This is a genomic window from Gardnerella rara (genome assembly GCF_055452355.1).
Genome location: NZ_JBVBJP010000004.1, coordinates 24,017 through 35,335 on the forward strand (window position 1 = coordinate 24,017; position 11,319 = coordinate 35,335).

The 11,319-nt window shown below is 47.4% G+C and carries 8 protein-coding genes; all 8 read right to left on the reverse strand.

The window, feature by feature from the left end; translation table 11 throughout:
• Positions 1-10 precede the first annotated feature (10 nt).
• Positions 11-871, reverse strand: coding sequence for an ABC transporter ATP-binding protein (locus ACZ0NX_RS04490; protein ID WP_060786611.1), 861 nt, complete (start codon positions 869-871; stop codon positions 11-13).
• Positions 868-2,892, reverse strand: a complete 2,025-nt coding sequence (locus ACZ0NX_RS04495) for a dipeptide/oligopeptide/nickel ABC transporter permease/ATP-binding protein (protein ID WP_060786612.1) — start codon at positions 2,890-2,892, stop codon at positions 868-870. Before ACZ0NX_RS04495 ends, ACZ0NX_RS04490 begins: the two co-directional genes overlap by 4 nt.
• Before the next feature lies 1 nt (position 2,893).
• The gene (locus ACZ0NX_RS04500) at positions 2,894-3,799 is read right to left on the reverse strand and encodes an ABC transporter permease (RefSeq protein ID WP_060786613.1); all 906 of its coding nucleotides are present in this window, start codon (positions 3,797-3,799) and stop codon (positions 2,894-2,896) included.
• A 196-nt stretch (positions 3,800-3,995) separates the two neighbouring features.
• On the reverse strand, positions 3,996-5,561 hold the full coding sequence (locus ACZ0NX_RS04505; protein ID WP_464405784.1) for an ABC transporter substrate-binding protein: 1,566 nt from the start codon (positions 5,559-5,561) through the stop codon (positions 3,996-3,998).
• Between the two features lie 322 nt (positions 5,562-5,883).
• A complete protein-coding gene (locus ACZ0NX_RS04510) occupies positions 5,884-6,552 on the reverse strand; it encodes an N-acetylmannosamine-6-phosphate 2-epimerase (protein WP_004131256.1) in 669 nt (222 codons plus the stop codon).
• Between the two features lie 81 nt (positions 6,553-6,633).
• A complete protein-coding gene (locus tag ACZ0NX_RS04515) occupies positions 6,634-7,668 on the reverse strand; it encodes an ROK family protein (protein WP_464405785.1) in 1,035 nt (344 codons plus the stop codon).
• A 72-nt stretch (positions 7,669-7,740) separates the two neighbouring features.
• Entirely contained in the window at positions 7,741-8,670 is a 930-nt protein-coding gene (locus ACZ0NX_RS04520) for a DUF4862 family protein (RefSeq protein ID WP_060786616.1), read from the reverse strand.
• 965 nt (positions 8,671-9,635) lie between these two features.
• Positions 9,636-10,805 carry a hypothetical protein gene (locus ACZ0NX_RS04525; RefSeq protein WP_464405788.1) on the reverse strand — a complete coding sequence of 390 codons (1,170 nt, stop codon included), beginning with the start codon at positions 10,803-10,805 and terminating at the stop codon, positions 9,636-9,638.
• Positions 10,806-11,319 lie beyond the last annotated feature (514 nt).

Genomic DNA, 11,319 nt, shown 5'->3' on the forward strand with positions numbered 1-11,319 from the left:
CACCTGCCGCTTACTTGCACTCTTCTTCCGTTGGATGCAGCAGCGAAGGCGCCGCGCCCATCAGAATCTTTGTGTACGCATCCTGCGGATTATTAATCACCTGGTGAGTTTCGCCGCGCTCAACAATCGTTCCGTGATTCATAACAACAACTTCGTCAGATATGTATCGGATTGTTTGAATATCGTGGCTAATAAACACCATGGAAAGATTCAGCCTCTTCTTTAAGTCGGAAAGAAGATTCAAAATCTGAGCACGCACAGAAACATCCAAAGCGGAAGTTGGCTCATCTGCGATTATTGCATCTGGATTAAGCGAAAGCGCACGAGCGATTGCCACACGCTGACGCTGGCCGCCAGAAAGCTGACCTGGCAAAGCGCCAAGAACAGAATGAGGCAAACCAACCATTCGGATTAGCTCCTTGGCTCTAGCATCGCGCTCAGCCTTGCTTCCAATCTTGTGCACAACAAGCGGGTCAATCAGCTGATCAATCACACTCATACGAGCATTCAAAGCCATTGCTGGATCCTGGAACACAACGGAAACCACGCGTCCAATATCCATGCGCTCTTTTGCGGTTCGGTGCGTAACGTCTTGCCCTTTAAACAAAACCTTGCCGCTTGTAACCTGCTGGAGTCCGCACATAATGTTTGCAGTAGTAGACTTTCCGCAGCCAGATTCACCAACAATACCAATCGTCTTGCCTGGCATAAGCTTAAGATTTACCTTGTTTACGGCTGTAATCTTGTTCTTATGGAATAAGCCAGATCCTGCTCGAGTAGTGAACACCACTTCGGCGTCGCGCAGCTCGATGATTGGAACATCGCCATTTTCGTTCTGTACTTTGTTTGTTTCGTTAACATTCATGTTCATCGCACATCTCCTTGATCGGAGGCGGTCAAAATTGCGGAAGGTGCATCCGATTCAGGCTCTGGAGGCGCGGCGTAGAAGTGCCACGTTCCTGGAATGCGCTTCATTACTGGGCGCACGTCTAGTCCTTGATCTGGATGAGAAGAGCGAGGAGCGAATCGATCTCCCTTAGGGAAGTCGGATGGGCTTGGAACCGTTCCTGGAACCTGGTGCAATCTTGGAGCACCAGCCTCAATGGAGGTTACGGAGCCAAGCAAACCACGCGTGTACTCGTGATGCGGGTCGGTGAGGATTTCCTTGGTGGAGCCTTGCTCAACAACCTGGCCTGCGTACATTACGGTAATCGAGTGCGCAACCTTGGCAACAAGAGCCAAATCGTGGCTTACAAACACCATTGCAAATCCAAGCTTTTCGCGCAATTCGTTAAGAAGATCAATCACCTGCTTTTGAACAGTAACGTCCAAAGCGGTTGTTGGCTCATCTGCGATTATCAACTTTGGATCTCGCGTAAGTGCCATTGCAATCAACACGCGCTGACGCTGGCCGCCAGAAAGCTCGTGTGGGTAGGATTCAAGCGTGCGCTTTGGATCCAAGCCTACAAGCTCCAACAACTCTTCGGCGCTACGAGTGCCACCTCTAGAAGTTAGCTGCTTCATCTGCGTTTTAATCAGCATTGATGGGTTTAAGGAAGACAAAGCATCTTGGTAAACCATTGCAATCTCGTGGCCGCGCAAAGCATTGTGCTCCTTTGGGCTAAGCTTTACAAGATCCTTGCCATTAAACAGGATTTGTCCGCTAATCTTAGCTTTTGGATCAAGCAAGCCCATAATCGCAAGCGAAGTGATTGACTTACCGCAGCCAGATTCACCAACCAAGCCCATTGTTTCGCCTGGGCGAACAGAGAAGCTCAAGTGGTCTACAACGTTTACGCTGCCGTAGCGTGGGAACTGAATGCACAAGTCTTTAACCTCAATAACTGGAGGCTCTGTAGACGTTGGCTGCAAACGATCCGTGCGCTTTAATTCGGCCGCGCGAAGCTTTGCCAAAGACTCAACCAAAGCGTCGTGCTGCTCCTCGTAAGCTGCCACTGGGTCGGTAAGAATCCTATCTTCCTTGCGAGCTGCTTCCGCATCTGCAGCAGTCTTAGCTACTGGAGCGGTTGGAGCTGCAACCATTGCATCCGTAATGCCCTCAGAAAGAATGTTAAGGCACAAAACGGTAATCATGATTGCTAAGCCTGGGAACAATGCCTGCCACCAGTAACCAAAGATAACGCCTGCTTTAGCAGAAGACAAAATGTTGCCCCATGTTGGCGTTGGCTCTGGAATACCAGCGTTGATGAAGCTAAGGGAAGCTTCGAACACGATTGCGTCTGCCACAGAAAGCGTTGTGAACACCATAACTGGAGCTGCAATGTTACGCGTTACGTGCTTGAGCAAAATCCAAGGTGCGCGAGCGCCAGAAACGATTACTGCACGCACGTAGTCTTTTCCATATTCGCTTATTATGTTTGCGCGCACAATTCTTGCGATTTGTGGAACGTAAAGCACGCCAATGGAAATGATGATGCCAATCATGGATTGTCCAAGAATTGCAAGGCACACAGCCGCTAATGCGATTCCTGGGATTGACATTACTACGTCAATCAATCGCATTATAAGCTCAGATATCCAAGTGCGGCTCACAGCTGCGATTGCGCCGATTATCGAACCCATCACCAATGCAAAGATAACAGACGACAAGCCGATTACAAGCGAGTAGCGAGCGCCGTACATAACGCGCGAGAACACGTCTCTACCAAGGTTATCGGTGCCAAACCAGTGCGCTCCTGTTGGCGGCTGATAGTTTTGCGTAATCTTTACTGGGTCGCATGGCGCTAAGAAGCGTGCGAAAACAGCGCAGAACGCTAGTATTGCAATAACAACAAGCGAGATTTTAGAGCCTAAGCTCATCTTGCTAAATCTATTAAATTTGATGCCTGGTTTTGATGCGGCATCTACTACCTGATTCTTTCCAAATAGCATGTCACACCGTCCTAATTCTTGGGTTGATTAACACGTAGAGCAAATCAACAATAATGTTTATAAAGATGAATGCGATTGCAACAACCAAAACAACGCCTTGCACAAGCATCGGCTGGTTGCCATTAATGCCGTCGAACATTGCAGTACCCATTCCTGGTAGTGCAAAAATCACCTCAATAACGATTGCGCCACCCATAAGGTAACCAATCTTCATACCAAGAGTGGTGATTGGTGTAATCAAAGCATTGCGGAACACGTTTCTAGCAACCACTACGCTCTTTGGAATACCTGCGCCGATTGCGGTTCGCACATAATCCTTATCCAATTCTTCTACCATCGAGGTTCGTATGATTCGCGTAAGCTGACCTGCTACTGGAAGGCCTAGTGCGAAGCAAGGCATTGCCATTCTGGCCATGTATGCTTCTGGATCTTCAAAGAACGGCACAAAATCGCCAGAACCTGGGAGCCATGCGAGCTTGATTTGCAAAACGTAAATCAAAAGAACGCCGAGCCAGAAGGATGGAGTTGCGATTGCAATAATCGAAAGCACGCGAACCGTTTGGTCAACCCAAGTATCGCGATAAAGCGCTGCAAAAACGCCGAAGATTACTGCAAAGACTATTGCGATTAACAAGCCAATGAAGGTTAACTGCAAGGTGATTGGGAAGGCATCCGCCACTCGCTGAGCTACGGAATCCTTGTTTACGCCGTAAACACCCATGTTTCCTTGGAAGAGTCCAACTATGTAAGACCCAAACTGCTGCCACCATGGCCTATCGTAGCCCATTTCGTGGCGGAAGGCTGCCAGAGCTGCTGGAGACGAATTTTCGCCTAATGCTGCAACTGCTGGATCGTATTTAGAAAATGACATAAGGAAGAATACGAGGAACGTAACACCGAATGCCATGAACGGCAGGGCGATTAGTCGCCTACCTAAAAGTCTAAGAAAATTACTCATAAGACATCCACACATCCATTGAAGAAAATTGTTATTTTTGCATAACAAAACCGGCCCATCTGCACAAAGGCGAGAAAGGTAAACAGTTGGGCCGGTTTTGCGGTTAGAGGTTAGGGAAAATGAAGTTTGTTACTTTGACTTGCACCTACTTTGTTAGCTTTGCTTTTACAAGGTTGATGCCAGTGGAGCCGATTGCATTCCACTCAGCCAATGCACCCTTCTTTACAGCGGTCGTAGTCTTACGATGGAAGAGTGGGTACAGAGGCACTTCGTCGCTAATCAAATCGAAGCACTGGTTCCAATACTTCTGGCGCTCAGCTGGCTTGCTGGAAGCCAAAGCCTTGTCCATAAGCTCGTGGAGCTTTGCGTATCCTTCGGAGTTCTTCCAGAAGGAGCGCTGACGGGTCCAAGCGTTGTCGCCGTACCACCAGCTCATCAACAAGTCTGGGTCGTTGCCGAACACGGATGGATCGCCTGGAGCAAGAACCATGGAGTAGTTTGCATCGTCGCGGTCGGTAATCTGTGGGTAGAGTGCGGAAGACTTCATAGACTTGATTTCCACATCCATGCCAATCTCAGCAAGATCGTTCTTGATTTGTGGAGCAAGCTGGGTAATCCAAGTGTGATCCGTGGTGTAAAGAGTGAACTTTAGTGGACCATTTACGCCAGCTTCCTTAAGCAAGCTCTTTGCCTTAGCAATGTTCTTGGTGTAAACGTTCTTTGCCTTGTGGTAGTTTGCGTAGTTCTTTGGCAAGAAGCTTGTTGCTGCCTCGCCCTGGCCGCTCATCTGGTTGGTAATCAGCTTGTTTACGTCAATTGCGTAGAGAGCTGCCTGGCGAACTCGCTTGTCGTCAAATGGCTTCTGCTTTGTGTTGAACATAACAAATGGAAGAGTAAAGCCCTGTGCGGTCTTAAGCTCAGATCCAGATGCCTTCAAAGTGTTGAATGCCTGTGCTGGAACCATTTCCATTACGTCGGTCTTGCCACCCTGCATTGCGGTTACGCGAGCGGTATCATCAACGGTTACATTCCAAACCATCTTCTTGGCTTGTGCCTTGTACTTGCCGTTGTAAAGATCGTTGCGCTCAAACTTTACCTGGTTATCGGTAATAGAAACATACTTCCATGGGCCAGAGCCGATTGGCATGTTCTTAAGATCTGCATCAGACTTTGCGGTTGGAACAATCTGAATCAAAGCAAGGCGCTGCTTGAACAGTGGGAACGCCTTCTTTAGCTTAAAGATTACGTGACGATTGTCTTTTGCTTCTACAGAGTCAATAAAGTCGAGCATAGAGATGTAAAGGCTGCCCTTTGCGGTTGTGCGCTTAAAGGAAGATACCACATCTCCTGCGGTTACCTCTGTTCCATCCGAGAACTTAGCGGCATCGCGAATGGTTACTTCGTATTCCGTATCGGAAATCTTCTTTGGCTCACCCTTTGCAAGAGCGTTGAAAACCTTAAAGTTGCTGTAATCAAGAGCGTAAAGTGGCTCTGTAACGTGCCAGTTTGCTGCCATTGGCAACGCGCCAGAGGTTGTAGATGGCGCAAAGTCACGGCTTGCGTATGCAACCTGTGCTGTAATCGTGTCTTTAACAGCGGTCTTTGCTTTTGCGGCCTTGTGGGTTTTTGCTCCACCGCAGCCAGAAAGCATCATTAATGCTGCCACACCAGCGGCGAGCGCCGCGGTTAGCTTCGAGTTAATTCGTGCCATATTTTCTCCTCACCATTGAGTTTGGGTTTTTTGCATTTCGTCTTCGAATGCGAAAACATTTTAAATTATAGCGCGTGCATTATTTTCACGTTACTTCAAACATAAGAGGTCTGATGTCTGATGTCAAGTTATGCGTGTGTCGAATTTGTGAAAATTTTGATTATTTTTTAAATCGCGAAAAATTAGAACAAAATCGCACATAATCTACACACACATAACCACTATTTTTATTTATTTGTTACTTACACGCGCTTGGCAAATCTGCGGTTGCTTGCGACTTTTCCTTAGCGCTCCCAGCCGCATCCGCCTACCCACTCGCCGCCTACAACTTTGCTGCAAACCAGCGCGTAATCGACGTTGGGTGCGTAATCGCCGTTCCAACAACAGCAGCCCAAGCGCCCATCTGCATAACCTTGTGCAACTGATCTGGAGTGTGAATACGCCCTTCGCAAATAATTGGATAATCTGGGAAAGCTTGCAAAATCTGGCCTAAAAGCTCAAAATCTGGGCCGTCCGTTTTTGGCCTTCCAGGCGAAGTGCCAGCCAAAGTGGTAGATATAATATCCGTTCCGCAATCCGCTGCGCGCTTGGCATCATCGAAGTTACCGCAATCGGCCATAACAACTATGCCTTCGTCGTGCAAAGCGCGAACAGTCTGCTCGTAAGTCAGCCCATCTGGGCGTGGCCTATCGGTTGCATCAATCGCAATAATATCCGCTCCAGCAGCAGCGCAGCAACGCGCATGACGCAAAGTCGGAGTTATGTAGACGCCTTCGTGACCATCTTTCCAAATGCCGATTACAGGCACATCTACCTGCCCTTTAATCGCAGAAATATCCGACAATCCCTGGCATCTAATGCCAACAGCTCCGCCTTCTACAGCAGCCATTGCCATTTGTGCCATTGTTTCTGGGTGCCTAAGCGGCTCCCCTGGGTATGCCTGGCAGCTAACCACTAGGCCACCCTTGATTTTTTCAATCACAGGATTCATAGCGATTCCTCCTTTTTAAAATGTGACTAAACTAAACAAAATTAAACCCGATCAAACGCAATCAAACGCGATTAAACGCGATTAAGCACGATTTGAGTGAACAGCAAAAGCCGCGCCAATAAGCGGAGCAGACCCTCCAAGCTTGCCCTTAACAATCGGCGTGCTTTTAATCAGCGTTAATGCCGAGTCTTCAAACCCGCTTCGCATAGCATTCCACCAAATATCGCCAGCTTCTACAACAGAGCCAGAAAGCACAATCACATCTGGATCTATAAGATTTGCCATTCCCGCAACGCACTGCCCCAAAGCCTTGCCGCTCCTAGCAAGCGTTTCTTTAGCATGCGCATCCTGCCCAGAATTTGCGCGCACACAAACCTCGTAGCCGTTTTGTGCCAGCTCGCCGCCTTGTGGAAGATTGCTGTTGTAAAGAGTTGCCAGCCCCGTTCCAGAGGCCACTGGCTCAATATGCCCCGCATGCGCTCCGCAAGAGCACTCGAAGCCAACTCCCAAATCGCTAACAACGTGGCCAGCGTGCCCAGCAACTCCGTGCGCGCCCGAAAACAGCTTGCCGTTTATAATAATCGCGCCGCCAATTCCAGTGCCTATGCCAACGGAAAACACAATCGACTTTCCGCGGCCAGCACCGTAAATCGCCTCTCCAAGGCCGTGGCCGCCAACGTCGCCAATCATATAAACTGGCAGGTCGGTTACGCTCTTAAACGCGTCGTAAATTCGCTGACCTCGCCAACCAGGAAGAATGTCTGTAGCTGCTACGATTTCGCCAGTTTTGCTATTTGGCACTCCTGCAGCCGCTATTCCAATTCCGCTAATTTTTTTGCCACTTTTCGCCGCATCTTCCAATATTTGCTTTGCGCACGCCACTAGGCGATTCTTTATGTCTTCTCCGCCTTTTGCAGCTTCTGTTGGCATAGAGCCATAGTCTTCTACTGTTGGAGAAGCACAGTCTGCGCTTTCATTGCCAAAGCTAAACCCTGCAGATTCTAAAGACCCTGCAGACTCCAAAGACTCTGGCAAAGTCACCAATCCGTATGCGATTTTTGTTCCGCCTATGTCAAAAGCAAGATATGTAGAGCGAGAATCTTTTACTTCGTTCATAACAATTTCCGTTTTCTACTCGCGTTTGAGCTTTACTTTTACTGTTTATCCAGCCTGTTATTCAGCCTGTTACTAAGCCTGCGCTCCAGCCACAGCATCGTGAATGCGCGCCAAATATCCCAAGCGCTCCTCAACGCTCGCGTCTTGCGGAACGCACACTTTTGCACCCAAATAGTCGATTGCGTAATCGTCTTTTAGCGCCTCGCGAGTGGTTTCTTGAATTTCTTTAGACGTCATTAACGAAGTCGGCTCATCTGGGTTCATTGGCAAATGGCCATCAATCCACTCATATCCGTATTGCGTTGCATCTGGGCCAGCTCCCGAGAACATTAATCCTTGCAGAACACCAGCCTGCCTTGCCGCGCGCACGTGCTCTACTGCCGCTTGAGCATTGCGCTCTTCCACAACGCTTCTACCCCAGTTGATTGTAATTCCAATTCCCGCTTCTTTTGCAATCTGAATCTCTTCTTCTAGAGGCAGGAATCCCTTTTCTGGATTTTGGCCTTCAATGTATCTATCGCAATGCTCAATCACCAGCTTTGCTCCACACCAATCGAGCTGAGCGAGTTCTTCTAACGACTTCTTCATTGCATCCGCCTGAGCTAAGCGAGTTGGCGCCGTGTGTATTTCTACATGAGATATATCGCAGCTATCTCTAATGTCTACAACGTTTGCGATTGCTTCGCGAATATCCTTAAAGAAAGCCAGCGCACGATGTCTGCCTTCTTCGCTTGGGCTTGCAAGTCCAAATTCTGGATCTGGGTCAAAGTTTATGTGACGCATTGTTCCTGGAATTGCTGTAATCGTGTTTGCATGCCAATGCGATGGTATTGCGCTTGCTAGCCATGCGCGGTTTTGTGCATCTGCCAAATCACCTGGGTATGGAATCTCTGTTCCAGCAATCCAGCTTTGCTTGCCCAGCAAATCGTAGTATTTTTCTTGATCTTCGCGAGTTTTTGGCAACGATGCGTATGCGCCTACAACGAATTTAGCTTTCAGCATGATATCCTCCTTGAAATCGTCGCTGATTTGTCTTTTGATTTGTAGACTACACCAATCACACTACAATTCGTCAGACGTCTGATAAATCTTTGTACTTGCGACTACACTCGAGCAAAGCTCCTATTCATACTAACAGTGCTCAAATCTGGGGTTTCTTTTTGCACCTACCCCCCCCATATTTACATTATTTACATTAAAAAATGTCATTTTGTATACGACGCTTCATTGGAAAATATACACCACTGTTACAAATAACATCATCAATTTGTGCTAGAACTCTATAAGTATATTCTTCTAAATTTAATAATTACGTTTAACATGTTTTTATATTGAAAAAATTATTAATGCAACACGTAATCATTAAATTTGTAAAAATAACCAAATTTGTATATGCTTATATGTACGACAAGCTCACTTCACTATAGGAAGTGTTGATTGCTGTTAGCAGGGGGTCACCAATTTGCGTGACCCTCTAGCATATTTACTTTTCCAAAACAATGCACAGCTGAATTATAGATTTTTCTAACACCTTTTATCCACAATGCGTAGAAATTGTTGGAGCTATAGAGCAAAAGGTGCTTGAGACAATTTTTTATACATTTTGTGCAACCATAGCACGATGTTCCGTAATCGTTTTTTCATTAAGCCACCTTTGGCCTATAACCCAGGAAGTGGGCATATACGAACTATGTTATACGCAAAAAGGCTTGTTAGATTTCTAACAAGCCTTTAAAACTAAAGAACAGAATTCCGTCCCTAGCGGAAAACCATCTCTAGCAACAAGCATTAAGCACCCGCAAGCAGAATAAAGAATCTACAAGGTAAGAAAAGGAAATTTCGGCAAACCAAGCAAACCCTAAACCCAGCATGCAAGCTGCAGCGCGCAAAACACGCGCCGCCGCCTAACGCAAGCCTAATTTATACGCGCACTCGCACTCTAAAACACACGAGTGCGCGCGCAGTGCTTAGTGACGAGCCTTGCGAACAGCAGCACCCATACCAGCAAGCATGGTTGCAGCCAAAGCAGTCAAAGTCACACCAACACCAGTGCCTGGCAACTTCTTGCCATCATTCTTCTTCTTCTCAACTTCAGGCTTGCCTGGCTTACCTGGCTGACCTGGCTGGCCTGGCTGGCCTGGCTTACCTGGCTGGCCTGGAACACCAGGAAGAGTAGTTGGAACCAATGGATCAGTAATCTCTGGAAGATCAGCTGGAAGCTTCACACCATCGCGAATAGCAGCATTGTAAGCAGCCTTATAGGCCTTCAAAGCATCGTTGTAATTACGAGCAGCCTTCTCAGCCTCACCCTGAGCCTTCGCAAGCTCATCAGCAGCCTTCTTTTCAGCCTTAGTAGCAGCATCCAGCTCAGCAGAAGCACGATTCTGAGCATCCAACAAATCGTTGTAAGCAGTTGGGTTAGAATTATTCAAACCAGAAGCCAAAGCATCAGAAACAGCCTTCTGAGCAGCCTTGAAGTTAGCCGTAGCCATCTTCAAATCAGCATCAGCCTTCTGCCAAGCCTCAAACTTCTCGCTGTAAGTCTTCATCTTATCAGCGTGATCAGCCTTAGTGGAATCAAGCTTGACCTTAGCACGAGAAACGTTAGCAATGTGATATTCCTTGGTGTGGAAGCTCTTCTCAAGAGCCTCAGCAGCACCAGCAGCCTCCTGAGCCTTCTTCAAAGCCTGATCCAAGTCGTAAACCTTAGCCTTAGCAGTTGTCAATTCGCCTTCAGCCTTGGTCTTAGCTGCTTCGTCAGTGGCCAAAGTATTGTAAGCAGTCTGCAAAGCAAGAACTTTCTTACCTTCCTCAGAGGTAACATCAAAGCTCTTCTTAGCATTCTTGAGCTTACCATTTTCGAAGTATTCAGAAACCTTAGCAGCAGTAAGAGCTTCCTCAGCAGTCTTTACAGAAGCCTTATCAGTCTCAATGTTCTTCGTAGCAGCAGCGATAGCAGCCTCAGCGTCCGTGATAGCCTTGTTGTTATCCTCAACAGCCTTCTGAGCAGTCTTAAGAACCTCAGCAGGAGTTGGCTGCTTGGTCTCATCCTTAGCAAATGCTGGGGTTGCCATTGCGAAGCCGGCAAGCAAAGTTGCGCCAGCAGCGAAAGCGGCGATAGCCTTCTTATTCATCATTTTAATTTCCTTTCTTCTTCTCCTCTGCGTTAGGGGCGCAGAGAAAAATTTGCTCCACAATCCAAAGTGGACTGCGGCACACGGCCAAACTAGGTGCGGCCATGTTTGCTATTAACATACCCCCCCCCGTTTAAAAAAGTCAAGCCCCAGCCACACATGCTAAACCGAAAAAAATAATGTTATACACAGAATAATCCACACTAAATGCCACATTCACCGTAAAATTTGCGGATAAGCAATACTTAAACCGTAAAAATACGTGTTTCAAGGTTTTTGAAGAATTTTCCCAGGTTTTTTTAAGGAAAGGATTTTCGGGTGTGTCGCGCTCATATCTTCGCTTGCGTTCCATTCCTCGCGGCTATTAGTAGCCGCTCGGCTGATTTGGCACATAAAGTCCACTGGACTTTATGCTTGAGCCAAATCACGCTTTGAAGGAGCTTGAAATGCGTTATGCAATTTCAAGCTCAGTCAAAGCGCACTGTGCTTTCAACTTGAGCAAGCTCAGCGCTCCGAA

Excerpts from the sequence above, each read along its gene's own strand:
- ACZ0NX_RS04490 (WP_060786611.1), bottom strand. The coding sequence starts at position 871 with ATGAACATGAATGTTAACGAAACAAACAAAGTACAGAACGAAAATGGC.
- ACZ0NX_RS04495 (WP_060786612.1), bottom strand. The coding sequence starts at position 2,892 with ATGCTATTTGGAAAGAATCAGGTAGTAGATGCCGCATCAAAACCAGGC.
- ACZ0NX_RS04500 (WP_060786613.1), bottom strand. The coding sequence starts at position 3,799 with ATGGCATTCGGTGTTACGTTCCTCGTATTCTTCCTTATGTCATTTTCT.
- ACZ0NX_RS04505 (WP_464405784.1), bottom strand. The coding sequence starts at position 5,561 with ATGGCACGAATTAACTCGAAGCTAACCGCGGCGCTCGCCGCTGGTGTG.
- ACZ0NX_RS04510 (WP_004131256.1), bottom strand. The coding sequence starts at position 6,552 with ATGAATCCTGTGATTGAAAAAATCAAGGGTGGCCTAGTGGTTAGCTGC.
- ACZ0NX_RS04515 (WP_464405785.1), bottom strand. The coding sequence starts at position 7,668 with ATGAACGAAGTAAAAGATTCTCGCTCTACATATCTTGCTTTTGACATA.
- ACZ0NX_RS04520 (WP_060786616.1), bottom strand. The coding sequence starts at position 8,670 with ATGCTGAAAGCTAAATTCGTTGTAGGCGCATACGCATCGTTGCCAAAA.
- ACZ0NX_RS04525 (WP_464405788.1), bottom strand. The coding sequence starts at position 10,805 with ATGATGAATAAGAAGGCTATCGCCGCTTTCGCTGCTGGCGCAACTTTG.